Source organism: Streptomyces misionensis, assembly GCF_900104815.1.
Classification (GTDB): Bacteria; Actinomycetota; Actinomycetes; order Streptomycetales; family Streptomycetaceae; genus Streptomyces; species Streptomyces misionensis.
Genome location: NZ_FNTD01000004.1, coordinates 4,604,420 through 4,630,991 on the forward strand (window position 1 = coordinate 4,604,420; position 26,572 = coordinate 4,630,991).

Genomic DNA, 26,572 nt, shown 5'->3' on the forward strand with positions numbered 1-26,572 from the left:
GACGGGTTCGTGGAATCGGCGGCATCCGGTCGTCCTGTCGTGCGCTTCAACATCCTGGGCTCGCTGGAAGGCTGGTGCGGCGAGCGCCGGTTGCGGCTCGGCAGCCCGACCCAGGAACGTGTTCTGGTCACCCTGCTCCTCGAACCCGGCCGCATGGTGCCGATGTCCCGGCTGATCGCCGCGGCCTGGGACGACGAGCCACCGCAGACGGCGAGCCACCAGATCCGCAAGTGCGTCGCCGCGCTGCGCACCCGCATCCCGGACGGCGCGGCGCTGATCGTCACCGACGGGGCCGGCTACCGCGCCATGCTCGGCGAACACCAGCTGGACCTGCACGAGTTCACCGAATGGTCCAGACAGGCCAGGCAGGCGGTGGCGGCCGGGCGGCCCGAGGACGCCGTCGGGCATCTGCGGGCCTGTCTCGACCTGTGGCGCGGCCCGGTGATGGCGGGCGCGGGCGGCTCGGTGATCAGCGCGGCCTCGGCGGCGCTGGAGGAGCGCCATATGGCGGTCGCCGAGCAGTACTTCGAACTCCAGCTTGAACTGGGCCAGTCCGGCGAACTGGTCGGCCCGCTGCGCGAACTGGTCACCGCGCACCCGCTGCGGGAAACCCTGCGCGGCCGGCTGATGGTGGCGCTGTACCGGGCCGGCCGGCAGGCCGAGGCGCTGGAGGAGTTCGGCCGGGTGCGCGACCTGCTGGTGGAGGAGCTGGGTATCGACCCCGGCGCCGAACTCACCAGACTGTACGAGGCGATCCTGCGCGACAGCCCCGAAGTGGCCCCCCGCGTACCGCAGTCGGTGGCCGACCGGGCCGCGCTGCTGGTCCCCGCGCCGTACACCACCCAGTCCTCCGGCACCGAGCCCGCGCCCTGCACCCTGCCCTACGACCTGCCCGACTTCACCGGCCGCGACGACGAGCTGGCCCGGCTAATCACCGTGGGCCGCGCCCCGGCCGGGGGCGGCGCCCGGATCGTCGGCGTCGACGGCATGGGCGGCAGCGGCAAGACCGCGCTCGCCGTGCACGCCGCCCACCTGCTCGCCCCCGACTACCCCGACGGGCAGCTCTTCGTGGACCTGCGCGGCTTCAGCCCCGGCGAGAAGGCCCAGGAACCGGGCGCCGTGCTGCACTCCTTACTCCACACGCTCGGCATACCGGACGACCGAATACCGGACGACCTGGAGCGCCGTACCACCTTCTGGCGCACCGTCTCCGCCCAGCGGAAACTGCTCCTGCTGCTCGACAACGCCGCCGACGCCGCCCAGGTACGGCCCCTGCTGCCCGCCTCCGAGGGCTGCCTCGCCATCCTCACCAGCCGGGTCCGCATGCTCGACCTCGACGGCTCCGAATGGCTCTCCCTCGGGCTGCTCTCCGCGGGCGACAGCACCACCCTGCTCACCCGGATGCTCGGCGCCGGCCGCACCGCCGCCGAACCCCGGGCCGTGGACCAGCTCGCCCGGCTGTGCGGCGGCCTGCCGCTCGCCCTGCGCATCACCACCGCCCGGCTGCGCAACCGGCCGCGCTGGACCGTGCAGTACCTGGTCGACCGGCTCGCCGACGAGACCCGGCGGCTGCGCGAGCTGAGCGCGGGGGAGCGGAGCGTCGAGGCCACGCTGAGACTGTCGTACCAGGCCATGGACGAGGACCAGCGCGGCGCGTTCCGGGTGCTCGGGCTGCACCCCGGCAGCGCCATCGACGTGCACTCCGCCGCCGCCCTGCTCGGCACCGACGGCCGCGACGCCGAGGACATCCTGGAGGGGCTGCTCGACGCCCACCTGCTGGAGCAGCACGAGGCGGGCCTGTACGGCTTCCACGACCTGGTGCGCACGTACGCGCTGAGCGTGCGCGAGGTGGAGGACGACGAGGAGGCCGCCGCCGAGCGGCTGGTCGCGTACTACATCCAGGCCACGGACCTGGCCTGCGAGACCCTCTTCCCCGGCCGCAGCCGCTACGGCGACGCCCCCGCCGACCTGGCCGACCTGCCCCGGCTGGACGACGGCGAGCAGGCACTGCGCTGGTTCGACCGGGAGTACGAGGCGCTGCTCGCGGTGGTCGCCCGGGCCGGCACCCAGGGCCTGCACCGCCCGGCCGCGCTGCTCGCCCGCAACCTGCTCTTCTACCTGGACCTGCGCGGACGCTACGAGGAGTTCCGGGTGGTCGGCAGGATCGGGGTCGCCGCCTGCCGCCAGCTGGACGACCCCGCGCTGCTCGGCATCAGCCTGTGCAACCTGGCCGTCGCCCACTGGTGGCTCGGCGACTTCCAGGACGGCATCACCACCGCCCAGGAGGGCCTGGAGCACTCCAGCGGCAGCGACCCGCGCTCCGAGGCGATGTGCCTGGACGTGCTCGGCCTGCTGCACGGCTCCCTCGGCAACTTCGAACAGGCCCGCGCCTACCTGGACCAGGGCATCGCCCTGCACCGGGAGCTGGGACTGTCCCGGATGGAGGCGCAGGCGCTGGTCAACCTGTCCACCGTGCAGATCTGGACCGGTCACTACGCCGAGGGCGCCCGCAACGCGGCCCGCGCCACCGAGCTGAACCGGCGCCTGGGCGAGCGCAGCAACGAGATCCACTCCCTGACCTTCCTCGCCCTCGCCCACCTCGGCACCGGCGAGGACGAGCGCGCCCGCGCCTGTCTCGCCCAGGCCCTGGAACTGTGCGACGAGTCCCGCAAGCCCGCCAACGTCGCCGTCGTCCTCGCCCACTGGGCCCGGGTCTGCCAGCGCCTCGGCGACGTCCGCTCCGCCGCCGAGCACGCCGAGCGCGCCCTCGACCTGGTCTCCGCGGAAGGCACGGCGCTGCGCCAGGCGACCGTCTCCAACGTGGTCGGGCTCGTCCATCTGCGCAGCGGCGCCCCCGACCGGGCGATGGAACTGCACGGCCAGGCCCACGAGCTGGCCTCCCGGCACGGGTACCGGATCGAGATCGCGCACGCCCTGCACGGGATGGCGGAGGCCGCGCAGGCGCTCGACGACGAGAAGACGGCGGAGCGGCATCACGCGCAGGCGAAGGCGCTGTACGACGCGATGGGGGTCACCGAGGCGGGACGGCGGCTGTAGAACCGGCGCGGGGCGTTCCCTGCGTGCCGGTCGCCGTACCCGGCGTTCCGCCGGTGCCCCGGACAGGACGACGGCACCGGTGGGTGTGACCCGGCCGGTGCCGTCGGCGTGCTCGTGCGTGCTGCGTACGGGGTGTTCGACGGGTGCCGTGGGCGTCCGCCGCGGCGGACGGGCGGTCAGGAGTGGACGAGGCCCGGGCCACGGTCGTCGGCCAGAACGGAGCGGGAGTGGCTGCTGTTGCCGTGCACCAGGGCCTGGTGCAGGCCGGTGGCGGGGACGGTGGCGGCGGCACCCAGGGCGAGGACGCCGGCACCGGCGAGAGCGGCCAGAACAGTCTTCGTACGCAGAGTGATGGCACGCATGATGACCCCCAGAGAGAGACGGATCGTGTTCCGGTCGCCGGGCCCTCCCCGACGCCACGAAAGATGTTCCGGGCCGCCGGTCCCCAAGCCTTCCCCGCTGGGTACCGGGCCCGGGTAGGCCGTCGGTACTCCTGATCGATTTCGCAGGTCGGAGTGGGTGTCAGCCGGGTTTCACGACCCACAGGAAGGCCTGCGGCACCTGGGCGACACCCTTGCCGAGCCGCCCGTCGGGCTCGCGCACGGTACGGGAGGCGAGCCGGAACCCGGCGTCCGCCAGCAGCCGCGTCACGTCCTCCGGGAGCCGCCGCCGGAAGTCCAGCGCGACCGCGTGGTCCCAGGGCCTCTCCAGGCGCAGGGAGTCCCGGCCGACCTGGAACGCCACCAGCAGCTGCCCGCCGGGCGCGAGGACGCGGTACAGCTCGGCGAACAGGTCCGGGAGCCGCTCGTCGGGGGTGTGGATGGAGGAGTACCAGGAGAGTGCCCCGGCGAGGGAACCGTCCGGGAACGGGAGGTCCAGCATGGAGCCCTGCTCGAAGCGCAGGCCGGGGTGGTCGCGGCGGGCCACGGCGAGCATGGACGCGGAGAGGTCGAGGCCGCGGGCGTCCAGGCCCAGGGCGGCGAGGTGCGCGGTGACCTCGCCGGGCCCGCAGCCGAGGTCGGCCACCCGGCCGCCCGGCCCCACCTCCTCCGCGAACGCGGCGAGCAGGGCCCGCTCCAGCGGCATGCCGGCGAGCGGGTCGCGGAAGTGCTCGGCGTAGTCCTCCGCGACGGTGTCGTAGAAGGTGCGGGTGTCGGTCAGGAAGTCCCGGGTTTCGGTCATGCGCATGGAAGGTAGCGGGCCGGAAGCCACGGCGGGGGAACGGATTCCCGCGCGGCGCGTGATCCTCGCCGGGGCGCCACGAACGAATAGCGGGCCCGGACCCGTGGAATTCGTCCGGAGTTCATCCGGAATTGGCCATCGGAAGTATCCGGGCAAAGGCAGGAGCCCCGTCGCCGCGAGCGGCGTGGGGCTCCTTGGGTACTGCTCTCAGGTTCTGCGATCAGGCAGTGATCAGGCGGGGGTGACGTTCTCCGCCTGCGGGCCCTTCGGACCCTGCGTCACGTCGAAGGTCACCTGCTGGTTCTCCTCGAGGGAGCGGAAGCCGGTGGCGTTGATCGCGGAGTAGTGAACGAAGACGTCGGGGCCGCCGCCCTCCTGGGCGATGAAGCCAAAGCCCTTTTCGGCGTTGAACCACTTAACGGTTCCGGTAGCCATAAGCCCTCCTTGGGCTCAAAAGGGTTGCCCTGCTCCAGAACCTGCAAGTGCGAAACCGTGCTGCACCACTGCATACGTCTGAAAACGACGAGAGCCCGCGGTCACATGCTCCGCAGGCTCTGTACTGCAAGGGAAACCAAACTGCAACTTGCGGCGAGCCTAGCACGCGGGCAGCCGAAAGCAATAGAGGGCAAGATCACTTCACCCGGATGTTTGAACTCGGTAACCCGTTTGACGGTGGGGCCGGTCTCTGCACCGTACCAGGCGGGGTCTAGAGTCCCGCGATGTGGACAATTCTCGCACCCGGCCGCGCGTCGGCCACATCCAGTTCCTGAACTGCCTGCCCCTCTACTGGGGGCTCGCGAGAACCGGCACCCTCCTCGACTTCGAGCTGACCAAGGACACCCCGGAGAAGCTCAGCGAGCAGCTGGTGCAGGGTGATCTCGACATCGGACCGGTGACCCTGGTCGAGTTCCTGAAGAACGCGGACGATCTGGTCGCCTTCCCGGACATCGCCGTGGGCTGCGACGGCCCGGTGATGTCCTGCGTGATCGTCTCGCAGGTCCCGCTGGACCGGCTGGACGGCGCGAAGGTGGCCCTCGGCTCGACCTCCCGCACGTCGGTCCGGCTCGCGCAGCTCCTCCTCGCCGAGCGCTACGGCGTCCAGCCCGAGTACTACACGTGCCCGCCCGACCTCGGCCTGATGATGCGGGAGGCGGACGCCGCCGTCCTCATCGGGGACGCGGCCCTGCGCGCCAACCTGCACGACGGCCCGCGCTACGGCCTCGACGTCTACGACCTCGGCGCGCTGTGGAAGGAGTGGACCGGCCTGCCGTTCGTCTTCGCGGTGTGGGCGGCCCGGCGCGACTACCTGGAGCGGGAGCCGGACATCACCCGCCAGGTCCACCAGGCCTTCCTGGAGTCCAAGGCGCTGTCCCTGGAGGAGGTCGACAAGGTCGCGGAGCAGGCGGCCCACTGGGAGGCCTTCGACGCGGCGACCCTCGCCCAGTACTTCACCACGCTCGACTTCAGCTTCGGCGCCCCCCAGCTGGCGGCCGTCTCCGAGTTCGCCCGCCGGGTGGGCCCGACGACCGGCTTCCCCGCCGATGTGAAGGTGGATCTGCTCCGGCCGTAGTCACTACGCTGCGGGTGGTGAACGGGGAGGGGGACCGCCATGCGGCCGGAGCACACGGGCGGGAATGAGCGGAACGCACCCGGCGGCCCGGTCGGCCGCTCCGGGGCCGCCGGTCCCGCGGACGGCTTCGCGGCCGGTGACCCGGTCGGACACCCCGGTTCCGGCGGGTCGCCGGACCGGTCCCGGGGCGACGACTCGGTCGTGCGGGCGCTCGCCGGGGACGAACCGGTGGCCGTGGGGCCGTACCGGCTGATCGGCCGGCTCGGAGCCGGGGGCATGGGACGGGTCTACCTCGGGCGCAGCGCGGGGGGCCGCACCGTCGCGGTCAAGATCGTGCATCCGCACTTCGCGCTGGACGAGGAGTTCCGGGCCCGCTTCCGGCGCGAGGTGGAGGCCGCCCGCCGGGTCGGCGGCGCCTGGACCGCGCCGGTGCTGGACGCGGACCCGGACGCCCCGGTGCCCTGGGTCGCCACCGCCTACGCGGCCGGTCCCTCCCTCGCCGCGGCCGTCACCGAGAACGGGCCGCTGCCCGAGCACACGGTGCGGGCGCTGGCCGCGGGCCTCGCCGAGGCGCTGACCGCCGTCCACGCCCTGGGCCTGGTCCACCGGGACGTCAAGCCGTCCAACGTGCTGCTCACCCTGGACGGCCCCCTGCTGATCGACTTCGGCATCGCCCGCGCCACGGACGGCACCGCCTCCCTCACCGCCACCGGCGCGTCGGTCGGCTCACCGGGCTACATGTCCCCGGAGCAGATCCTCGGAGGGACCGTCACCGGCGCGGCGGACGTCTTCTCCCTGGGCGCGGTCCTCACGTACGCGGCGACGGGGGAGTCCCCGTTCCCGGGCGACTCCTCCGCCGCGCTCCTCTACAAGGTCGTCCACGAGGACCCCGAACTGGGCGCGCTGAGCGGGGAACTGCGGGAGGTCGCCGCCGCCTGCCTGGCCAAGTCCCCGGCGGCCCGCCCCTCCCCGGCCGACGTCGGCCGCCGCCTCGCCCCCGGCGGCGCCGCCCGCCTCGTCGCCGGCGGCTGGCTGCCGGGTCCGCTGGTGGAGCGGGTCAGCAGGAGCGCGGTCCACCTGCTCAACCTGGACACGGGGGAGACGGTCCACTCGGGACCGGTGGCGTTCGACGGGCCGTCGGTGAGCGGAACGCGAACTCCCTCCCCGCCGGGGCAGTTCGGCCCGGCCCCGGTCATGACCCCGCCCGCGCCGCGAACCCCGCCGCCCCGGCCGGCCTACGCCCCCGTCCCCCCGGCCGCCGTCCCCGGCCCCCGCCCCGGCAGGCTCTCGGTGAGCGTCGCGGCGAACGCGGCCCCGGCGGAGAACGGCCGCGGCCGCAGGCTGAGTTGCACCGTCGCCCTGGCGGTCGCCGGGGCCCTCGCCCTGGCGGCGGTGGGCATCGGCGGGCTGCTGCGCCCGTGGTACGGCGCCGACGGCGGCGGGCACGACGAAGCGGGCGGCGCCCACACCCCGGCCCCGAGCACGGCCCCCAGCGACGGCGCCGTCGGCGAGCCCCCGCCCGGCGCGTCCGACCCGTCCGCCGGAACCCCGGCCGGCGCCGTCCCGGCGCGGTACATCGGCACCTGGGAGGGACCGGCCACCGGCCTCGGCGGCACCCTGCCCATGGGCACCTTCCGGCTCACCGTCCACCAGGCGGCGCCGGGGCGGCCGTTGGGGAAGCTGCGGCAGACCGACACCGTCGGCGCCGTCTGCACCGACCTCCTCACCCTGAAGAAGGTCACCGGCACCCGGCTCCTCGTCACCTCGGTGGGCGCGAAGGACAACCACGCCGGCTGCGACCCCGCACCCCACCAGATCGAACTGACCCCGACCGGCGACGACCTCACCTACACCTCCGACAGCGCGGCGGAGGGCCACCCGACGTCCCGGATGACCAAGGTCGGCGGGTGACCGGGGCCTTCGTGCTCGGTGCCCTGCTGTGGGGCGCGCTCGCGGGCGCCCTGCTGCCCCGCGCGGCGCACCGGCTCGCCGTACCGGCGGGAGAACCCCGGCGCGCGCACTGCGCCGAGGGCCACCCGCTCCGGGGCTGGCTGGGCCGCAGGGTGTGCGGGCGGTGTGCGTCCGCCGCCGGCCCCCTCCTGCCCGCCGTCACCGCCCTGGTCTGCGCCGCCCTCGCCGCCGCGACCGGCCCGCGGCCCGAGGCGGGGGTCTGGCTGGCGCTCGCCCCGGCGGGGGTGCTGCTCGGGGCGGTCGACGCCCGGGTGCGGCGGCTGCCCGACGTGCTGACGCTGCCCCTCGTCGCCGCCGCGCTCGCGCTGCTGGGACTCGCCTCGCTGCTGCCCGGCCACCGCGGCCACTGGCCCACCGCGCTCTGCGCGTCCCTCGTGCTCGCGGCCGGTTACGCCGTGCTGCACCTGGTGAACCCGGCCGGCCTGGGCTTCGGGGACGTCAAGCTGGCGCTCGGGGCGGGGGCCGTGCTCGGCTGGTACGGGTGGCCGGTGGTGCTGCTCGGCACGTTCGCCGGGTTCGTGCTCGGAGCCCTGTACGGCGGCGCGCTCGTCGTGGTGCGGCGGGCCGGGCGGGGGTCGGTGATCCCGTTCGGGCCGTTTCTGCTGGGCGGAGCGCTGGTCGGGGTGCTGATCGGCGGGTATGGGGCGCTGGCGTAGGCTGGTCCGGTCCGTCCTCGCCCCTTCAGAAAGGGAAGCCCCCGGTGACCGAGAAGGCCGACCTCCAGTCCGTCCTCGACCGTGCCGCCGCCGGTGGGCGGATCACCCCGGAAGAGGCCGTCGCCCTGTACCGCGACGCCCCCCTGCACGCGCTGGGCGCCGCCGCCGACGCCGTGCGCCGCCGCAAGTACGCCGGTATCGAGCACATCGCGACGTACATCATCGAGCGCAACATCAACTACACGAACGTGTGTGTCACGGCGTGCAAGTTCTGCGCCTTCTACGCGGCCCCCAAGGACACGGAGAAGGGCTGGACCCGCGATCTCGACGACATCCTGCGCCGCTGCGCGGAGACCGTCGAGCTGGGCGGCACCCAGATCATGTTCCAGGGCGGCCACCACCCGGACTACGGCGTCGAGTACTACGAGAAGCACTTCAAGGCCATCAAGGACGCCTTCCCCCAGCTGGTGATCCACTCGCTGGGCGCGTCCGAGGTCGAGCACATGGCCCGGATCAGCGGCGTGTCGGTCGAGGAGGCCATCACCCGGATCCACGAGGCCGGCCTCGACTCCTTCGCCGGCGCCGGTGCCGAACTGCTGCCCGAGCGGCCCCGCAAGGCCATCGCCCCGCTGAAGGAGAGCGGCGAGCGCTGGCTGGAGATCATGGAGACCGCGCACCGGCTGGGTGTCGAGTCCACCTCCACCATGCTGATGGGCACCGGCGAGACCAACGCCGAGCGCATCGAGCACCTGCGGATGATCCGCGACGTCCAGGACCGCACGGGCGGCTTCCGCGCGTTCATCCCGTACACGTACCAGCCGGAGAACAACCACCTCAAGGGCCGCACCCAGGCGACGCTCTTCGAGTACCTGCGGATGATCGCCATCGCCCGGCTGTTCCTCGACAACGTCCAGCACATCCAGGGCTCCTGGCTCACCACGGGCAAGGAGGTCGGCCAGCTGTCCCTGCACTACGGCGCGGACGACCTCGGCTCGATCATGCTGGAGGAGAACGTGGTGTCCTCGGCCGGCGCGAAGCACCGCTCCAACCGGCTGGAGATCATCGACCTCATCCGCAAGGCGGGCCGGGTGCCGGCGCAGCGGGCCACGACGTACGAGCACCTCGTCGTGCACGACGACCCGGCGAACGACCCGGTGGACGACCGCGTCGTCTCCCACATCTCCTCCACGGCCATCGAGGGCGGCACCGCCCACCCCGAGCTGAAGCTGCTCTCCGCCAACTGAGCCCGCCGTGCTGACGATCCACGCCGACTCCAGGGGGTCCGCGCTCGCCGTCGAGGGCGAGGCCGTCGTGGGCGCGGGGGACCTGGCGGAACTGGCCGACGGGTATCCGCGGGCGCGGGTGCGCCGCTGGCCCGGCATCCTCACGCCCGGCTTCGTCAACCTCCACGGCACCGAGCTGCTGGAGGAGGCGTACCACCCCGATCCCCGGGAGGCCGACGCCCTCGGCACCGAGCCGCTGACGGGCGCGGCGCTCGCCGCGCTCGCGCCGGACGACGTGCGCTGGGGCGGGAGCGCGCGGCGCGGCGTCCAGCGGATGCTGGCGCACGGCACGGTGGCCGCGGCGTGCGACCCGCTGCGCAACCGGGCGGTCCGGGACGCGGTACGGCGCACCGGGCTGGACGTGGTGGAACGGCAGGGTCGGCCCGGCGGGGTGCCCTCGCTGGACCCGTTCGCCTCCGGGCTGCCGCCCCGCACGCCCCCGGCCCGTAAGACCGGCAGCGCCGCGTGCTTCGCCGTCTTCGACGTCGCCGACGAGGCGGAACTGGCCGAGCGCGGCGCGTCGACGTGCGTGGCGACGGTCATCGGCGGCCGGCTGCTGTACCGCCGCCGGTGAGCCGCGCGGTGCCCGGCGCACCGACTCCCCAGCCCGGAGAACTCCGGCGGGACCCTGCTGCAACAATGGCCGGGTGACCCGCGCATCCCTGGACAAGCAGCCGCACGAAGTCGCCTCGATGTTCGACAACGTGGCGGAACGGTACGACCTGACCAACGACGTGCTGTCCCTGGGGCAGGACCGCCGCTGGCGCAAGGAGGTCGCCGCCGCCGTCGACGCGCGCCCCGCGCAGAAGGTCCTGGACCTCGCCGCCGGCACCGCCACCTCGTCCCTCCCCTTCGCCCGCACGGGTGCCTATGTCGTGCCCTGCGACTTCTCCCTCGGCATGCTCCAGGTCGGCAAGAAGCGCCACACCTGGATGCCGTTCACGGCCGGCGACGCGACCAGGCTGCCGTTCAAGGACGACACCTTCGACGCCGTCACCATCTCCTTCGGCCTGCGCAACGTGCAGGACACGGACGCGGCCCTGCGGGAGATGTACCGGGTGACCCGGCCCGGCGGACGCGTGGTGATCTGCGAGTTCTCGCACCCGACCTGGACGCCCTTCCGGACCGTCTACACCGAGTACCTGATGCGCGCCCTGCCCCCGGTCGCCCGCGCGGTGTCCTCGAACCCGGACGCGTACGTCTATCTCGCCGAGTCCATCCGCGCCTGGCCCGACCAGCCCGGCCTCGCCGCACGGCTGCGCGGGGCCGGCTGGTCCAGGGTCGCCTGGCGCAACCTGACGGGCGGTGTGGTCGCGCTGCACCGGGGCTTCAAGGACTGAGCCCCGGGCCGCTCACCGGCCGATCATCTCGAACGCGTCTCCCGGCTCCCCCAGTTCCCGCTGGAGTCCGCCCGTCGGCGGCCCGGGGACGCGTGGTTCACGGACGCCCCCGCCGCCCTCGCCGTCCGCGAAGTCGAACCACACGTACACCATCGACTCCGCCGGCACCTCCGCGCCGGGCCGCGGGTACTGGCGTACGACGTAGTCGACCACCGTGCGGTGGAAGTCCGGGCGGTCCGGCGCGGCCAGGAACAGGCCCCTCGCCCGGGCGGTCTCGCGCGCGTCCACGGCCATCAGCCCGACCAGCCGCGGCACACGCACTTCGGGTGGTTCGGGTGTCGTGCGCACAAGTGTCACCCCCAGCGGTACTGGCAGGGTAGCCCCGGCGCACACCGGCCGGAAGGAGCCGGTGTCATTCTGTGACAGACGACTACCGTGCGTCAGCTGTGGGGGAACCGAGGCCCAGCCGGAAGCAGAGCGCGTCCTCCTCCAGCGTGGGGTGCGGGTAGGTCTCGGCCCGGCGCATGCCCAGACGCCGGGTCACCGCGATGGAGCGCGCGTTGCCCGGCCGCACCATCGCCACCACCTCCGGCACCCCCGCCGCCCGTACCCGCTCCAGGGTCTCGCGCGCGGCGGCGGTGACGTACCCCTTGCCCCAGTGCGCCCGGCCGAGCCGCCAGCCGATCTCCGTGGCACCCACCGGGCCCCAGGCCGGCTGCCAGGGCTGGGCGCCGGTGAAGCCGATGGCCTCGCCGGACTCGTCCAGGACCGTCCACAGGCAGAAGCCGAGTTCGGCGTCGTGCCGCCGCTGGCGCGCGGTGAGTTCCTCGTACACCGACAGCGCCGCGGGCTTGCCGCCGTGGAACTCCATCACCTCGGGGTCGGCGAAGAGGCGGTGCCAGGCGAGGGCGTCCTCGTGGGTGGGAACGCGCAGCCGCGGAGCGGGGAGAGATCGGTTCACGGGGCAGCCCTTCAGCCGGGTGATCAATTCCGCTGAATAGACTGCCCATGTCCAGTGCCCGTCGGCACGCAGATTTCGAACCTTGGGGAGATCCCGCCGTGACCGAGCCCCTCTCCGACCACACCGCCGATGTGATCGTCGTGGGCGCGGGGCCAGCCGGCTCCGCGACCGCGTACCACCTCGCGAAGGCCGGTCTCGACGTACTGCTCCTGGAGAAGACCGAGTTCCCCCGCGAGAAGGTCTGCGGTGACGGCCTCACGCCGCGCGCCGTCAAGCAGCTCGTCGCCATGGGCATCGACATCTCCGAGGAGGCGGGCTGGCTGCGCAACAAGGGCCTGCGCATCATCGGCGGCGGCTCCCGCCTCCAGCTCGACTGGCCGGATCTCGCCGCCTACCCGAACTACGGACTCGTCCGCAAGCGCGACGACTTCGACGAGATCCTGGCCCGCAACGCCCAGAAGGCGGGCGCGCGGCTGTACGAGCGCTGCAACGTCTCCGGCCCGATCGTGGACGAGCGCACCGGCCGGATCACCGGTGTCACCGCCAAGGTCGGCGAGGAGAAGCGCGAGGCCGCCTTCCACGCGCCGCTCGTCGTCGCCGCCGACGGCAACTCCACCCGGCTGTCCCTCGCGATGGGCCTGCACCGGCGCGAGGACCGCCCGATGGGCGTCGCGGTGCGCACGTACTTCACCTCGCCCCGCCACGACGACGACTACCTGGAGTCCTGGCTGGAGCTGTGGGACCGGCGCGGAGCCCAGGACCGGCTGCTGCCCGGCTACGGCTGGATCTTCGGCATGGGCGACGGCACCTCCAACGTCGGCCTCGGCGTGCTCAACACCTCCGCCGCGTTCAAGGAGCTGGACTGGCGCGAGATCCTCAAGGCATGGTGCGCCTCCATGCCGGAGGACTGGGGCTACACCCCGGAGAACATGACCGGCCCGATCCGCGGCGCCGCCCTGCCCATGGCCTTCAACCGCAAGCCCCACTACACCCGCGGCCTGCTGCTCGTCGGCGACGCCGGCGGCCTGGTGAACCCCTTCAACGGCGAGGGCATCGCCTACGCCATGGAGTCCGGCCAGATCGCCGCCGACGTCATCGTCCAGGCCCACGCCAGGGCCACGCCCGCCCAGCGCGAGATCGCCCTCCAGCGCTACCCGCAGGTCCTCAAGGACACCTACGGCGGCTACTACAACCTCGGCCGCGCCTTCGTGAAGCTCATCGGCAACCCGAAGGTCATGCAGATCGCCGCCCAGCGCGGTCTGACCCACCCGATCCTGATGAAGTTCACCCTGAAGCTGCTGGCGAACCTGACCGATCCCACGGGCGGCGACGCGATGGACCGCATCATCAACGGCCTGACGAAGGTGACCCCGAAGGCCTGACTAGGCGTTCAGCTCGGCTTCCCTGGCCGACCGGCGGGCATGGACCTCCTCCCGCCGGTCGGCCATCTGCCGCAGCGCGTCCTTCTTCTCCCGTTTCGTCAACCGGTCCAGGTAGATGTACCCGTTGGTGTGATCGGTCTCGTGGGCCAGGCAGCGCGCGAAGTAGCCCGTGCCCTCGATCTCCAGCGGGTTGCCGTCCCGGTCCTGGCCGCGCACGACGGCGCGGGCCGGCCTGGGCAGCGCCATCACCGCGCCCGGCACCGACAGGCAGCCCTCGCCCTCGTCCAGCAGCCGCCGCCCGGCGAGAGGCGTGTCCAGCACGGGATTGACGATGTGTCCGACATGCCGGTCACCGTCGTCGTCGGGGCAGTCGTACACGAAAAGGCGCAGATCGACCCCGACCTGGTTCGCGGCGAGGCCCGCTCCCTCGGCGACGTACATGGTGCGGAACATGTCGTCGATGAGCGCGGCGAGGTCGGGACCGAACTCCGTGACGTCCCGGCACGGCTTGTGCAGCACCTCCTCGCCGACCTCGGTGATCCGGCGGACCCTGCCGCGCCCGGACTCGGGGGCGTACCGGGGGAACGCGGCCACGGGGCCGCCCTGTACGAAGACGCGTGGCATCGCGGCTTCTCCTTCGCTCGTGGACGGACCGCCGGACGGCGGCCCGGGCCCCGAGCATGCCAGGGAACGCCGCAGGGCCGCTGCCCCCGAGCGGCTGCGGCCCTGCGAAAGAACGCCTGAAGCGTCGTGAAAGGTGCGGGTCGGTTCAGAGCACCCGCACGGCGCCGGTCGGCTGGTCGTACGAGAGCGGGTGCTCCGCGACGCCGTCCGACGGGTTCTGCGCGCCGACGAACATACCGCCGCCCACGTACACCGCGACGTGGTACGCGCTGCCCGCGCTGCCCCAGTACAGGATGTCGCCCGGCTGGAGGTTGCTCAGCGAGACCTGGGTGCCGGCGGTCGACTGGTCCTGGGAGACGCGCGGCAGGCTCACGCCGACCTGCTTGAAGGCCGTCTGCACGAGGCCCGAGCAGTCGTACGCGGACGGGCCGGTGGCACCGGAGACATACGCCTTGCCCAGCTGCGACTTGACGAAGCTGACGACGGCCGCGGCGGAGCCGGTGGCCGTGGAGGAGCCGGTGTCGACGCCGGTGGAGACGGAGCCGGAGCCGCCGGTGGAGGCGGCGAGCGTCGTACGGGCCTCGCTGCGCGAGGCGCGCTCGGCGGCGGCCTTGCGGGCGGCCTCCTCGGCCTTCTTCTTGGCCTCGGCCGCCTTCTGCTTGGCGTCCGCGAGGTCCGCCTTGGCCTGCTTCGCGGCGTTCGCGGCGGCCGCGTCGCGCTCGGCCTGGAGCTGGTAGTTCGCGGCGGCCTGCTGCGTGGCGTCCGCGGACTGGGCCGCCTGGGCGGCCAGGTCGGCCGTCAGGGTGGGCAGTTCGAGGGTCTGCGTCACCGGCTCGGCGGCGCTGGCCGAACCAGCGGCCCCGGCGACTGCCAGGGTGCTGAGGACGCCACCGGCAACTCCGGCCCGCATCGCGAGGGACGACGCGCTGCGGCGGGGCTTCCGGTGGCTGCGTATGTGAGCGGTGTGGGACATGGGAACAACCGGTATCAGGGGCTCCTCCGTATCTTCAAGAAACGTGTCCTGCGCCACAGTTGTCCAATCGAGACCTTGAACCCCGGGCGTGTCGCTCTTTATTGACGCCGTAACGGACATTGCGGACGCCCGTGATCAAGCCCTTGATCACGGTCTTTGATCATTACGCCCGAATTGCCCCCCGCCTACCACTGGTTGGGGTCGTTGGCCAAGCCCGGTGGTTGACGGCTTGTTACCGGTGTGGCGGAGGTCACGGAACGGTCACCCGGGAGCCGGCGTCCCGCGCGTGCGGAGCTCGTGAACGCGTGCACGTGGTTTCACTCCGTCCACATCACCCCCTCCAGCTCCCCCTGATGTGTGAACGGAGTCCACTATCAAGAGTGGGCGTCCAAGGCGAATTTGCATGCAGGCGAACTCTCTTGATATTGAGACGCCCCTTCCAGCCTGCGACGACGAGCCGGATTGTCACTTCTGGTGATCAACTGAACGCTTCGCGTATGAAGATCACCCATCATCCGACTTCATGATCCTTCGTCAGGTGGTGGAGATCACAAAGCTTGTGGAATATCCCGTGTCGCAGATCACAGAGCGGCGGGCATAAGATGCGAGGCAGTTGGGCTTGTGACCTGCTTCACATGTTCTCGATCTTCGCCGGGACGAGCGTGGTTCGTGGGGCCGGTGAGGCGGACGTGAGCCCAGTGAACCGCCAGCAGTCAGTGCCGACTGAGAGGAGCGAGGAGCGGTGAACGCGTATGCGCCCATCCTCGTACTGGGAGCCCTCGGGGCAGGCTTTGCGATCTTCTCCGTGGTCATGGCCACGCTGATCGGTCCGAAGCGGTACAACCGCGCCAAGCTCGAAGCCTACGAGTGCGGTATCGAGCCGACCCCCACGCCGGCCGGCGGCGGGCGCTTCCCCATCAAGTACTACCTGACGGCGATGCTCTTCATCGTCTTCGACATCGAGATCGTCTTCCTCTACCCCTGGGCCGTCACCTTCGACGCCCTGGGGCTTTTCGGGCTCGTGGAGATGCTGCTCTTCGTGCTCACCGTCTTCGTCGCGTACGCGTACGTATGGCGGCGCGGCGGCCTGGAATGGGACTGAGGGGCCATATAAGACATGGGACTCGAAGAAAAGCTGCCGAGCGGCTTCCTGCTGACCACCGTCGAACAGGCCGCGGGCTGGGTGCGCAAGGCGTCCGTCTTCCCGGCCACCTTCGGCCTGGCCTGCTGTGCCATCGAGATGATGACCACCGGCGCCGGCCGTTACGACCTGGCGCGCTTCGGCATGGAGGTGTTCCGGGGTTCGCCGCGCCAGGCGGACCTGATGATCGTGGCCGGCCGGGTCAGCCAGAAGATGGCGCCGGTCCTGCGGCAGGTCTACGACCAGATGCCGAACCCCAAGTGGGTCATCTCCATGGGCGTCTGCGCGTCCTCGGGCGGCATGTTCAACAACTACGCGATCGTCCAGGGCGTCGACCACATCGTCCCGGTCGACATCTACCTCCCCGGCTGCCCGCCGCGCCCCGAGATGCTGATGGACGCGATCCTCAAGCTCCACCAGAAGATCCAGTCCACCAAGCTCGGCGTCAACGCGGAGGAAGCGGCCCGCGAGGCGGAGGAGGCGGCGCTCAAGGCCCTGCCCACCATCGAGATGAAGGGGCTGCTGCGGTGAGCGACGCGAACGGCACCCACGGCGGGGCGAACGGGGTGAACCCGGAGAAGGACCTGTCCGCCTCCAACCTCCCCGGTCAGCGCGGCCAGGGCGGCGAGGAGATCCGCGTCCAGCGCGGCATGTTCGGCGCCAACAACGGCGGCGACACCTCCGGCTACGGCGGACTGGTCCGCTCGGTCCGCCTCCCGGGACCGGCGACGCGTCCCTACGGCGGCTGGTTCGACGAGGTCGCCGACGAGCTGGAGGGCGCCCTGGAGGAACAGGGCCTGCTCCCGGACAACGCCATCGAGAAGACGGTCGTCGACCGCGGCGAACTCACCTTCCACATCGAACGCGAGCACCTGGTCCGCGTCGCCCGCACCCTGCGCGACGACCCCGCCCTGCGCTTCGAGCTGTGCACCGGCGTCAGCGGCGTCCACTACCCGCACGACAAGGGCCGCGAGCTGCACGCCGTCTACCACCTGCGTTCCATCACCCACAACCGGCTGATCCGCCTGGAGGTCAGCGCCCCCGACGCCGACCCGCGCATCCCGTCCCTGGTCTCCGTGTATCCCACCAACGACTGGCACGAACGCGAGACCTACGACTTCTTCGGAATCGTCTTCGACGGCCACCCGGCCCTCACGCGGATCATGATGCCGGACGACTGGCAGGGCCACCCGCAGCGCAAGGACTACCCGCTCGGCGGCATCCCCGTCGAGTACAAGGGCGCCCAGATCCCGGCTCCGGACCAGCGGAGGTCGTACTCGTGAGCAGCACCCAGTCAGCAGCCTCCCGGGAAACCACCGAGGGCACCGTCTACACGGTCACCGGTGGCGACTGGGACGAGGTCGTCCAGTCCGCGGCCCGCGCCGACGACGAGCGCATCGTCGTCAACATGGGCCCCCAGCACCCCTCCACCCACGGGGTGCTCCGGCTGATCCTGGAGATCGAGGGCGAGACGGTCACCGAGGCCCGCTGCGGCATCGGCTACCTGCACACCGGCATCGAGAAGAACCTCGAGTTCCGCACGTGGACGCAGGGCACCACCTTCGTCACGCGCATGGACTACCTGACGTCCTTCTTCAACGAGACCGGCTACTGCCTCGCCGTCGAGAAGCTCCTCGGCATCGAGGACGACGTCACCGAGCGCGCCAAGATCATCCGGGTGCTCCTGATGGAGCTGAACCGGATGTCCTCCCACCTGGTGGCCATCGCCACCGGCGGCATGGAACTCGGCGCCACCACGATCATGATCTACGGCTTCCGTGATCGTGAAATGATTCTCGACCTCTACGAGCTGATCACCGGCCTGCGGATGAACCACGCGTTCATCCGCCCCGGCGGACTCGCCCAGGACCTGCCGCCCGGCGCGGTCGACCAGATCCGCGAGTTCGTCAAGAAGATGCGCAGGAACCTCCCGGAGTACGACAAGCTCGCCACCGGGAACCCCATCTTCAAGGCCCGCATGCAGGACATCGGCTACCTCGACCTGGCCGGCTGCATGGCCCTCGGCGCCACCGGGCCGATCCTGCGCGCCACCGGCCTGCCGCACGACCTGCGCAAGACCCAGCCGTACTGCGGCTACGAGACCTACGACTTCGAGGTCCCGACCGCCGACAGCTGCGACGCCTACGGCCGCTTCCTGATCCGCATCGAGGAGATGCGCCAGTCGCTCAGGATCGTCGAGCAGTGCCTGGACCGGCTCCAGCCCGGACCGGTCATGGTCGCCGACAAGAAGATCGCCTGGCCCGCCCAGCTCGCCCTGGGACCGGACGGACTCGGCAACTCCCTCGACCACATCAAGAAGATCATGGGCACCTCCATGGAGGCCCTGATCCACCACTTCAAACTGGTCACCGAGGGTTTCCGGGTCCCGCCGGGCCAGGCCTACGCGGCCGTGGAGTCCCCCAAGGGCGAACTCGGCGTGCACGCCGTCTCCGACGGCGGCACCCGCCCCTACCGGGTCCACTTCCGCGACCCGTCCTTCACCAACCTTCAGGCCATGGCGGCGATGTGCGAGGGCGGCCAGGTCGCCGACGTGATCGTCGCCGTCGCGTCCATCGACCCCGTGATGGGAGGCGTCGACCGGTGACCACCTCTTCTTCGGAGCACGGCGTCAGCCTGGGCATGCCCGAACTGCCCGCGCCCGCCTACCCGGACGACGTACGGGCCCGTCTGGAGGCGGACGCGCGCGAGGTGATCGCGCGCTACCCGGACTCCCGCTCCGCCCTGCTGCCGCTGCTCCACCTCGTGCAGTCGGAGGAGGGCCACGTCACGCGCACCGGAATGCGGTTCTGCGCCGAGATGCTCGGCCTGACCACCGCCGAGGTCACCGCGGTGGCCACCTTCTACACCATGTACCGGCGCCGGCCCTCCGGCGACTACCAGGTCGGGGTGTGCACCAACACCCTGTGCGCGGTGATGGGCGGCGACGCCATCTTCGAGGCCCTCCAGGAGCACCTGGGCGTCGGCAACGGGGAGACCACCGACGACGGCAAGATCACCCTGGAGCACATCGAGTGCAACGCGGCCTGCGACTTCGCGCCGGTCGTGATGGTCAACTGGGAGTTCTTCGACAACCAGACGCCCGCCGGCGCCAAGCGGCTGGTGGACGACCTGCGCGCGGGACGGCCCGTACAGCCCACGCGCGGGGCGCGGATGTGCACCTTCAAGGAGACCGCGCGCATCCTGGCCGGCTTCCCCGACGAACGGCCCGGGGCCGTCGAGGAGGGCGGCAGCGCCGGACCCGCCTCGCTGGTGGGCCTCCGCCTGGCCAAGGGCGAGACGGCACCCGCGCGCGTGGTCCATCCGCGCGGCGGACCGCAGGACCCGCCGCGGGGACCGGTGCACGAGCCGTCCCCCGCCGAGCACCCCAGCTCCCACGACGCGCCGCAGGAGACCTCGGCCTCCGATCCCGCGCACCCGGCAGGACCTACCGCCGAGGAGGGGGAGTGATGACCGTGGCCACCGAACTCAAGGACTCCAGCCCCGAGAAGCTGCTGGCGCCGGTGCTGTCGGCCTTCTGGGACGAGGACCGCTCCTGGACCCTGGACGTCTACCGGGCGCACGAGGGGTACGAGGGCCTGCGCAAGGCGCTCGCCATGTCGCCGGACGACCTGATCGCCTACGTCAAGGAGTCCGGCCTGCGCGGCCGCGGCGGCGCGGGCTTCCCCACCGGGATGAAGTGGCAGTTCATCCCGCAGGGGGACGGAAAGCCGCACTATCTGGTGGTCAACGCCGACGAGTCGGAGCCGGGGACCTGCAAGGACATCCCGCTCCTCTTCGCGAACCCGCACAGCCTCATCGAGGGCATCGTGATCGCGTGCTACGCCATCAGGTCGTCGCACGCCTTCGTCTACCTCCGGGGCGAAGTGGTCCCCGTACTGCGGCGGTTGCACGAGGCCGTACGCGAGGCCTACGCGGCGGGCTACCTCGGCGAGAACATCCTCGGCAGCGGACTGAACCTCGACCTCACCGTGCACGCCGGCGCCGGCGCGTACATCTGCGGCGAGGAGACCGCGCTGCTGGACTCGCTCGAAGGCCGCCGTGGACAACCGCGACTGCGTCCCCCTTTCCCCGCGGTGGAGGGCCTCTACGCCTGCCCCACTGTGGTGAACAACGTCGAGTCGATCGCGTCGGTTCCCGCCATCCTGAAGAACGGGAAAGAATGGTTCAGGTCGATGGGCAGCGAGAAGTCCCCGGGCTTCACGCTCTACTCGCTCAGCGGCCACGTCGCCAGCCCCGGCCAGTACGAGGCCCCGCTCGGCATCACCCTGCGCCAGCTCCTGGAGATGAGCGGCGGGATGCGCCCCGGCCACCGGCTGAAGTTCTGGACGCCGGGCGGCTCCTCCACCCCGATGTTCACCGCCGAACACCTCGACGTCCCCCTCGACTACGAGGGCGTCGGCGCCGCCGGCTCCATGCTCGGCACCAAGGCGCTTCAGTGCTTCGACGAGACGACCTGCGTGGTGCGGGCGGTCACCCGCTGGACCGAGTTCTACGCCCACGAGTCCTGCGGCAAGTGCACCCCCTGCCGTGAAGGGACGTACTGGCTGGTGCAGTTGCTGCGGGACATCGAGGCGGGCAAGGGCGCGAAGACCGACCTCGACAAGCTCGCGGACATCGCCGACAACATCAACGGCAAGTCCTTCTGCGCCCTCGGCGACGGCGCGGCCTCGCCGATCTTCTCCTCGCTGAAGTACTTCCGCGAGGAGTACGAGGAACACATCACGGGCCGGGGCTGCCCCTTCGACCCGGCCAAGTCGACGGCCTGGGCGGACCGCCCGGAGGTGAACGCATGACCGTGACCACCAACGCTCCCGCGGGTGGCGGAGAGGCGGCCCTCCCGCCGGACGACCTCGTCACGCTGACGATCGACGGCATCGAGATCAGCGTGCCCAAGGGCACCCTGGTCATCCGGGCCGCCGAACAGCTCGGCATCGAGATCCCCCGCTTCTGCGACCACCCCCTGCTCGACCCGGCGGGCGCCTGCCGGCAGTGCATCGTGGAGGTCGAGGGCCAGCGCAAGCCCATGGCGTCCTGCACCATCACCTGCACCGACGGCATGGTGGTGCGCACCCAGCTGACCTCGCCGGTCGCCGAGAAGGCCCAGCACGGGGTGATGGAGCTGCTGCTCATCAACCACCCGCTGGACTGCCCGGTCTGCGACAAGGGCGGCGAGTGCCCGCTGCAGAACCAGGCCATGTCGCACGGCAACGCCGAGTCCCGCTTCGACGGCCGCAAGCGGACCTACGAGAAGCCGGTGCCGATCTCCAGCCAGGTGCTGCTGGACCGCGAGCGCTGCGTGCTGTGCGCCCGCTGCACCCGCTTCTCCAACCAGATCGCCGGCGACCCGATGATCGAGCTGATCGAGCGCGGCGCCCTCCAGCAGGTCGGCACCGGCGAGGGCGACCCCTTCGAGTCGTACTTCTCCGGCAACACCATCCAGATCTGCCCGGTCGGGGCGCTCACCTCGGCGGCGTACCGCTTCCGCTCCCGCCCGTTCGACCTGGTCTCCTCGCCGTCGGTGTGCGAGCACTGCGCGGGCGGCTGCGCCACCCGCACCGACCACCGGCGCGGCAAGGTCATGCGGCGGCTGGCCGCCAACGACCCCGAGGTCAACGAGGAGTGGATCTGCGACAAGGGACGCTTCGCGTTCCGCTACGCGCAGCTGGGGGACCGCCTCGACACCCCGCTGGTGCGCGGCGCCGACGGGGTCCTGGAGCCCGCGTCCTGGCCGGAGGCGCTGGAGGCCGCCGCACGCGGTCTGACCGCCGCCCGCTCCCGGGCCGGCGTGCTGATCGGCGGCCGGCTGACCGTCGAGGACGCCTACGCGTACAGCAAGTTCGCGCGCGTCGCCCTCGACACCAACGACATCGATTTCCGCGCCCGCGCGCACAGCGCCGAGGAGGCCGACTTCCTCGCCTCCCGGGTGGCGGGCCGGGGCGTCGACCTCGACGGCACGGGCGTCACGTACACCGCCCTGGAGAAGGCGCCCGCCGTCCTGCTCGTCGGCTTCGAGTCGGAGGAGGAGGCGCCCGGCGTCTTCCTGCGGCTGCGCAAGGCCTGGCGCAGGCACAAGCAGCAGGTGTTCTCGCTGGCCACCCACGCGACCCGGGGCCTGGAGAAGGCGGGCGGCACGCTGCTGCCGGCCGCGCCCGGCACCGAGACCGAGTGGCTGGACGCGCTCGCGAGCGGCGTCGGCCTGGAGGCGCCCGGCACCCGGGCCGCCGAGGCGCTGCGCGGCGAGGGCGCCGTCATCGTCGTGGGGGAGCGGCTGGCCTCGGTCGCCGGCGGGTTCACCGCCGCGGTACGGGCCGCCACCGCGACCGGCGCCCGCCTGGTGTGGATCCCGCGCCGGGCCGGTGAGCGCGGCGCCCTGGAGGCCGGCGCGCTGCCCGCGCTGCTGCCCGGCGGCCGCCCCGCGACCGACCCGCGCGCCCGCGAGGAGGTCGCCGCCGCCTGGGGCCTCGCCGACCTGCCGCTCGGCTACGGCCGCGACACCGGCCGGATCGTCGAGGCCGCCGCCGACGGCCTGCTGTCGGCCCTGGTGGTCGCCGGCGTGGAGGTCGCCGACCTGCCCGACCCGGCCCGCGCGCGCGAGGCGCTGGACAACGTCGGCTTCCTGGTCTCGCTGGAGCTGCGGCCCAGCGAGGTCACCGAACGCGCCGACGTCGTCCTGCCGGTCGCCGCGGTCGCCGAGAAGCCCGGCAGCTTCCTCGACTGGGAGGGCCGGGTGCGCTCCTTCGAGGCCGCGCTCAAGCCCGACCAGATGACCCGCCGCCTGCCCCCGGCCGACGCGCGCGTCCTGCACATGCTGGCCGACGCCATGGACGTCCACCTGGGGCTGCCGGACCTGCGCACCGTCCGCGCGGAGATCGACCGGCTCGGCCCCTGGAACGGCCCGCGCGCCGCGGAGCCCCAAGAGTCCGCGGGCGCGCCGCCCCGCCCGGCCGCGGGCGAGGCCGTGCTCGCCGGGCACCGGCTGCTGCTCGACCAGGGCGTCCTCCAGGAGGGCGACGAGGCGCTGGCCGGCACCCGGCACGCCGCACGCGCGCGCCTGTCGGCCGCCACGGCCGCCGAGGCCGGCGTCGCGGACGGGTCCGTGCTCGCCGTCACCGGGCCCGCCGGAACCGTCGAACTCCCGCTCCGGATCACCGAGATGCCCGACCGGGTGGTCTGGCTCCCGCTGAACTCCGTCGGCGGCGGCGTCGCCTCCGACACCGGGGCACAGCCCGGCAACCTCGTCCGCATCGGCCCGGCGGCCCCCGCCGACACCGCCCCCAAGGAGGTGGAGGCATGAGCCCGTACCTCGCCGCTGAAGACCTCTCGATGTTCGGCCGCGACCCCTGGTGGCTGGTCGTCGTCAAGGCCGTCTTCTGCTTCGCCTTCCTGATGGTGACCGTGCTGTTCTCCATCGTCTGGGAGCGCAAGGTCGTCGCCTGGATGCAGCTGCGCATCGGACCCAACCGGCACGGCCCCTGGGGCATGCTCCAGTCGCTCGCCGACGGCGTGAAGCTGATGCTGAAGGAGGACCTGATCGTCCGCCGCGCGGACAAGGTGGTCTACGTCCTCGCGCCGATCGTCGCGGCCATCCCGGCCTTCATGGCGATCGCGGTGATCCCGTTCGGCCCCGCCGACCACGAGATCTCCGTCTTCGGCACCCGTACCACGATGCAGCTGACCGACCTGCCGATCGCCCTGCTCTACATCCTCGCGGTCGCCTCGGTCGGCATCTACGGGATCGTGCTGGCGGGCTGGAGTTCCGGCTCGACGTACCCGCTCCTGGGCGGCCTGCGGTCCTGCGCGCAGATGATCTCGTACGAGATCGCCATGGGCGCCGCGTTCGCCTCGGTGTTCCTCTACTCGGGCTCCATGTCGACGTCGACCATCGTGGCCCAGCAGCACGACCGCTGGTACATCCTGCTGCTGCCGGTCTCCTTCCTGCTCTACATCGTCACCATGGTCGGCGAGACCAACCGGGCCCCCTTCGACATGCCGGAGTCCGAGGGCGACCTGGTGGGCGGTTTCAACACCGAGTACTCGTCCATCAAGTTCGCGATGTTCATGCTCGCCGAGTACGTGAACATGGTGACGGTCTCGGCCGTCTCCACCACCCTCTTCCTCGGCGGCTGGCGCGCCCCCTGGCCGATCAGCACCTTCTGGGAGGGCGCCAACCACGGCTGGTGGCCGCTGCTCTGGTTCGTCGTCAAGGTGCAGCTGCTGCTGTTCTTCTTCATCTGGCTGCGCGGCACCCTGCCGCGGGTCCGCTACGACCAGCTGATGAAGCTCGGCTGGAAGGTGCTGATCCCGGTCTCGGTGACCTGGCTGATGCTGGTCGCCTCGGTGCGGGCACTGCGCAACCAGCACTACGACTTCGCCGACATCGCCCTCTACGTGGGCGGCGGAGTGCTCGCCCTGCTGCTGATCTCCTTCGTCGTCGACATGTTCCGCGAGCGGGGGCAGGCCGAGGCGCGGACCGCCCCCGCACCGGGCGGCTTCGACCCGATGGCGGGCGGCTTCCCGGTGCCGCCGATGCCCGGACAGGAGCTGCCGCCGGTGCCCAGGCGCCGCCCGCGCCGGGAGCGGGAGCTGATTGTCAGTGGCGGGCCCGACACTGTCGGTGACGGAACTTCGGACGGAACAACGGATGGAAAGGAGGCGTCCGATGGCTGAGGAGCCCAAGGAGATCAAGCCCGGTTTCCAGAACCCGGTGGCCGGCTTCGGCGTGACCTTCAAGGCCATGTTCAAGAAGCGGCTGACCGAGCAGTACCCGGAGCAGAAGAAGACCACCGCTCCGCGTTTCCACGGACGGCACCAGCTCAACCGCCATCCGGACGGCCTGGAGAAGTGCGTCGGCTGCGAGCTGTGCGCCTGGGCCTGCCCCGCCGACGCCATCTACGTGGAGGGCGCCGACAACACCGACGAGGAGCGCTACTCGCCCGGTGAGCGCTACGGCCGCGTCTACCAGATCAACTACGCCCGCTGCATCCTGTGCGGGCTGTGCATCGAGGCGTGCCCCACCCGCGCGCTGACGATGACCAACGAGTTCGAGCTGGCCGACTCCAGCCGCGCCAACCTCATCTACACCAAGGAGCAGCTGCTGGCCGGCCTCGAAGAGGGCATGGTCGACACGCCGCACTCGATCTTCCCCGGCACCACCGAGGAGGACTACTACCGGGGCCTGGTCACCGAGGCCGCGCCCGGCACGGTCCGCCAGGTCGCCGTCTCCAAGGGGGAGAAGGAAGAGGACCAGGGGGTGGACGCATGAGCGCGCAGCTCGCCGCCTACACGACCTCCACCGGCGAGGCCTTCCAGTTCTGGGTCCTCGGCACCGTCGCGGTGATCGGCGCCCTGTGCACCGTCTTCATGAAGAAGGCCGTGCACAGCGCGCTCAGCCTCGCCGGGACCATGATCGTGCTGGCGGTGTTCTACCTCGCCAACGGCGCCTACTTCCTGGGCATCGTGCAGATCGTCGTCTACACCGGCGCGATCATGATGCTGTTCCTGTTCGTGGTGATGCTCGTCGGCGTCACGGCCGCGGACTCGCTGAAGGAGACCATCAAGGGCCAGCGCTGGCTGGCCCTGCTGTGCGGGGTCGGCTTCGGCGTGCTGCTGCTCGCCGGGATCGCCAACGCCTCCCTGAAGGACTTCGCCGGCACCGGCCAGGCCAACGCCAACGGCAACGTGGAGGGACTCGCCGCCCTCATCTTCACCAAGTACGTCTTCGCCTTCGAGATCACCGGCGCCCTGCTGATCACGGCCGCCGTCGGCGCGATGGTGCTCACCCACCGCGAGCGCACCGAGCGCGCCAAGACCCAGCGCGAGCTGTCCGAACAGCGTGTGCGCGAGGGGAAGCACGTGCCGCCGCTGCCCGCCCCCGGTGTCTACGCCCGGCACAACGCCGTGGACATCGCGGGTCTGCTGCCCGACGGCACCCCCTCCGAGCTGACCGTCAGCAAGACGCTGCGCGAACGCGGCCAGATCCGGGACGTGTCCACCGACGCCCTCAACGACCTGCGGGCGCTGGAACAGCGCTCCGAGGAACGCCTGGAGCGGACGCCGATCGAACCGGAGACGTTCAAGCGGCCCGAGGAGGCGTCGAAGTGAACCCGGTCAACTACCTGTACCTCGCCGGTCTGCTGTTCACCATCGGCGCGACCGGCGTACTGATCCGGCGCAACGCGATCGTGGTCTTCATGTGCGTCGAGCTGATGCTGAACGCCTGCAATCTCGCGTTCGTCACCTTCTCCCGGCTGCACGGCAACCTCGACGGCCAGGTCTTCGCCTTCTTCACGATGGTCGTGGCCGCCGCGGAGGTCGTGGTGGGCCTCGCGATCATCGTGTCGCTGTTCCGTACCCGCCACTCGGCCTCGGTCGACGACGCCAGCCTGATGAAGCTGTAAGGGGTCGGGAGAAT

The 26,572-nt window shown here is 71.7% G+C and carries 26 protein-coding genes; 19 read left to right on the forward strand and 7 right to left on the reverse strand.

The window, feature by feature from the left end:
* The first annotated feature begins 39 nt into the window (after positions 1 to 39).
* Positions 40 to 3,057: an AfsR/SARP family transcriptional regulator gene (locus BLW85_RS22605; protein WP_107409162.1), complete on the forward strand. Its 3,018-nt coding sequence runs from the start codon at positions 40 to 42 to the stop codon at positions 3,055 to 3,057.
* Between the two features lie 176 nt (positions 3,058 to 3,233).
* Here the strand turns inward: BLW85_RS22605 and BLW85_RS22610 are convergent, their stop codons facing one another.
* The 3 genes from BLW85_RS22610 to BLW85_RS22620 form a co-directional block, all read right to left on the reverse strand.
* Complete coding sequence (locus tag BLW85_RS22610; protein WP_070025319.1) at positions 3,234 to 3,419, reverse strand: hypothetical protein; 186 nt, start codon at positions 3,417 to 3,419, stop codon at positions 3,234 to 3,236.
* A 160-nt stretch (positions 3,420 to 3,579) separates the two neighbouring features.
* The gene (locus tag BLW85_RS22615) at positions 3,580 to 4,239 is read right to left on the reverse strand and encodes a class I SAM-dependent methyltransferase (protein ID WP_070025361.1); all 660 of its coding nucleotides are present in this window, start codon (positions 4,237 to 4,239) and stop codon (positions 3,580 to 3,582) included.
* 231 nt (positions 4,240 to 4,470) lie between these two features.
* The gene (locus BLW85_RS22620) at positions 4,471 to 4,674 is read right to left on the reverse strand and encodes a cold-shock protein (RefSeq protein ID WP_006133199.1); all 204 of its coding nucleotides are present in this window, start codon (positions 4,672 to 4,674) and stop codon (positions 4,471 to 4,473) included.
* Positions 4,675 to 4,960: 286 nt separating this feature from the next.
* On the opposite strand from BLW85_RS22620, the gene BLW85_RS22625 reads away from it, so the two are divergent.
* The 6 genes from BLW85_RS22625 to BLW85_RS22650 all read left to right on the forward strand — a co-directional run bounded on the left by BLW85_RS22625 (position 4,961) and on the right by BLW85_RS22650 (position 11,059).
* On the forward strand, positions 4,961 to 5,809 hold the full coding sequence (locus BLW85_RS22625) for a menaquinone biosynthetic enzyme MqnA/MqnD family protein (protein WP_070025320.1): 849 nt from the start codon (positions 4,961 to 4,963) through the stop codon (positions 5,807 to 5,809).
* A 201-nt stretch (positions 5,810 to 6,010) separates the two neighbouring features.
* On the forward strand, positions 6,011 to 7,720 hold the full coding sequence (locus tag BLW85_RS22630; RefSeq protein ID WP_074996171.1) for a serine/threonine-protein kinase: 1,710 nt from the start codon (positions 6,011 to 6,013) through the stop codon (positions 7,718 to 7,720).
* Complete coding sequence (locus BLW85_RS22635; RefSeq protein WP_074992980.1) at positions 7,717 to 8,436, forward strand: prepilin peptidase; 720 nt, start codon at positions 7,717 to 7,719, stop codon at positions 8,434 to 8,436. Before BLW85_RS22630 ends, BLW85_RS22635 begins: the two co-directional genes overlap by 4 nt.
* A 44-nt stretch (positions 8,437 to 8,480) precedes the next feature.
* Positions 8,481 to 9,680, forward strand: coding sequence for a cyclic dehypoxanthinyl futalosine synthase (gene mqnC, locus BLW85_RS22640; protein WP_070025322.1), 1,200 nt, complete (start codon positions 8,481 to 8,483; stop codon positions 9,678 to 9,680).
* Between the two features lie 7 nt (positions 9,681 to 9,687).
* On the forward strand, positions 9,688 to 10,293 hold the full coding sequence (locus BLW85_RS22645) for a hypothetical protein (protein WP_070025323.1): 606 nt from the start codon (positions 9,688 to 9,690) through the stop codon (positions 10,291 to 10,293).
* Between the two features lie 73 nt (positions 10,294 to 10,366).
* On the forward strand, positions 10,367 to 11,059 hold the full coding sequence (locus tag BLW85_RS22650; protein WP_070025324.1) for a demethylmenaquinone methyltransferase: 693 nt from the start codon (positions 10,367 to 10,369) through the stop codon (positions 11,057 to 11,059).
* Positions 11,060 to 11,071: 12 nt separating this feature from the next.
* Here BLW85_RS22650 and BLW85_RS22655 read toward each other — a convergent pair whose 3' ends face one another.
* Entirely contained in the window at positions 11,072 to 11,380 is a 309-nt protein-coding gene (locus tag BLW85_RS22655; protein ID WP_275657252.1) for a PASTA domain-containing protein, read from the reverse strand.
* A gap of 109 nt (positions 11,381 to 11,489) precedes the next feature.
* The gene (locus BLW85_RS22660; protein ID WP_070025365.1) at positions 11,490 to 12,020 is read right to left on the reverse strand and encodes a GNAT family N-acetyltransferase; all 531 of its coding nucleotides are present in this window, start codon (positions 12,018 to 12,020) and stop codon (positions 11,490 to 11,492) included.
* 47 nt (positions 12,021 to 12,067) lie between these two features.
* On the opposite strand from BLW85_RS22660, the gene BLW85_RS22665 reads away from it, so the two are divergent.
* Positions 12,068 to 13,402, forward strand: coding sequence for a geranylgeranyl reductase family protein (locus BLW85_RS22665; RefSeq protein ID WP_070025325.1), 1,335 nt, complete (start codon positions 12,068 to 12,070; stop codon positions 13,400 to 13,402).
* Here BLW85_RS22665 and def read toward each other — a convergent pair whose 3' ends face one another.
* Together def and BLW85_RS22675 are read right to left on the reverse strand one after the other, a co-directional pair.
* Entirely contained in the window at positions 13,403 to 14,026 is a 624-nt protein-coding gene (def, locus tag BLW85_RS22670; RefSeq protein WP_070025326.1) for a peptide deformylase, read from the reverse strand. It abuts the gene before it with no gap.
* Positions 14,027 to 14,171: 145 nt separating this feature from the next.
* Positions 14,172 to 14,999: a C40 family peptidase gene (locus tag BLW85_RS22675; protein WP_079172392.1), complete on the reverse strand. Its 828-nt coding sequence runs from the start codon at positions 14,997 to 14,999 to the stop codon at positions 14,172 to 14,174.
* A gap of 742 nt (positions 15,000 to 15,741) precedes the next feature.
* On the opposite strand from BLW85_RS22675, the gene BLW85_RS22680 reads away from it, so the two are divergent.
* From BLW85_RS22680 to nuoK, 11 genes are read left to right on the forward strand one after another with little or no spacing between them, the layout of a single operon-like run.
* Positions 15,742 to 16,101: an NADH-quinone oxidoreductase subunit A gene (locus tag BLW85_RS22680; RefSeq protein ID WP_030494815.1), complete on the forward strand. Its 360-nt coding sequence runs from the start codon at positions 15,742 to 15,744 to the stop codon at positions 16,099 to 16,101.
* Between the two features lie 15 nt (positions 16,102 to 16,116).
* Positions 16,117 to 16,671 (forward strand): NuoB/complex I 20 kDa subunit family protein, encoded by a 555-nt coding sequence (locus BLW85_RS22685; RefSeq protein WP_009190037.1) that lies wholly within the window; start codon positions 16,117 to 16,119, stop codon positions 16,669 to 16,671.
* Positions 16,668 to 17,423: an NADH-quinone oxidoreductase subunit C gene (locus tag BLW85_RS22690; RefSeq protein ID WP_070025327.1), complete on the forward strand. Its 756-nt coding sequence runs from the start codon at positions 16,668 to 16,670 to the stop codon at positions 17,421 to 17,423. The genes BLW85_RS22685 and BLW85_RS22690 overlap by 4 nt, the downstream gene beginning before the upstream one ends.
* Positions 17,420 to 18,745 carry an NADH-quinone oxidoreductase subunit D gene (locus BLW85_RS22695; RefSeq protein WP_070025328.1) on the forward strand — a complete coding sequence of 442 codons (1,326 nt, stop codon included), beginning with the start codon at positions 17,420 to 17,422 and terminating at the stop codon, positions 18,743 to 18,745. The genes BLW85_RS22690 and BLW85_RS22695 overlap by 4 nt, the downstream gene beginning before the upstream one ends.
* Positions 18,742 to 19,608: an NADH-quinone oxidoreductase subunit NuoE gene (nuoE, locus tag BLW85_RS22700; RefSeq protein WP_070025329.1), complete on the forward strand. Its 867-nt coding sequence runs from the start codon at positions 18,742 to 18,744 to the stop codon at positions 19,606 to 19,608. Before BLW85_RS22695 ends, nuoE begins: the two co-directional genes overlap by 4 nt.
* On the forward strand, positions 19,605 to 20,954 hold the full coding sequence (gene nuoF, locus BLW85_RS22705) for an NADH-quinone oxidoreductase subunit NuoF (RefSeq protein ID WP_177330096.1): 1,350 nt from the start codon (positions 19,605 to 19,607) through the stop codon (positions 20,952 to 20,954). The genes nuoE and nuoF overlap by 4 nt, the downstream gene beginning before the upstream one ends.
* Positions 20,951 to 23,455 carry an NADH-quinone oxidoreductase subunit G gene (locus BLW85_RS22710; RefSeq protein ID WP_074992981.1) on the forward strand — a complete coding sequence of 835 codons (2,505 nt, stop codon included), beginning with the start codon at positions 20,951 to 20,953 and terminating at the stop codon, positions 23,453 to 23,455. Before nuoF ends, BLW85_RS22710 begins: the two co-directional genes overlap by 4 nt.
* Entirely contained in the window at positions 23,452 to 24,828 is a 1,377-nt protein-coding gene (nuoH, locus tag BLW85_RS22715) for an NADH-quinone oxidoreductase subunit NuoH (RefSeq protein WP_070025332.1), read from the forward strand. The genes BLW85_RS22710 and nuoH overlap by 4 nt, the downstream gene beginning before the upstream one ends.
* Positions 24,821 to 25,423, forward strand: a complete 603-nt coding sequence (gene nuoI, locus BLW85_RS22720; protein ID WP_070025333.1) for an NADH-quinone oxidoreductase subunit NuoI — start codon at positions 24,821 to 24,823, stop codon at positions 25,421 to 25,423. The genes nuoH and nuoI overlap by 8 nt, the downstream gene beginning before the upstream one ends.
* Complete coding sequence (locus BLW85_RS22725; RefSeq protein WP_070025334.1) at positions 25,420 to 26,262, forward strand: NADH-quinone oxidoreductase subunit J; 843 nt, start codon at positions 25,420 to 25,422, stop codon at positions 26,260 to 26,262. Before nuoI ends, BLW85_RS22725 begins: the two co-directional genes overlap by 4 nt.
* Positions 26,259 to 26,558 (forward strand): NADH-quinone oxidoreductase subunit NuoK, encoded by a 300-nt coding sequence (gene nuoK, locus BLW85_RS22730; protein WP_070025335.1) that lies wholly within the window; start codon positions 26,259 to 26,261, stop codon positions 26,556 to 26,558. Before BLW85_RS22725 ends, nuoK begins: the two co-directional genes overlap by 4 nt.
* Positions 26,559 to 26,572: the final 14 nt, after the last annotated feature.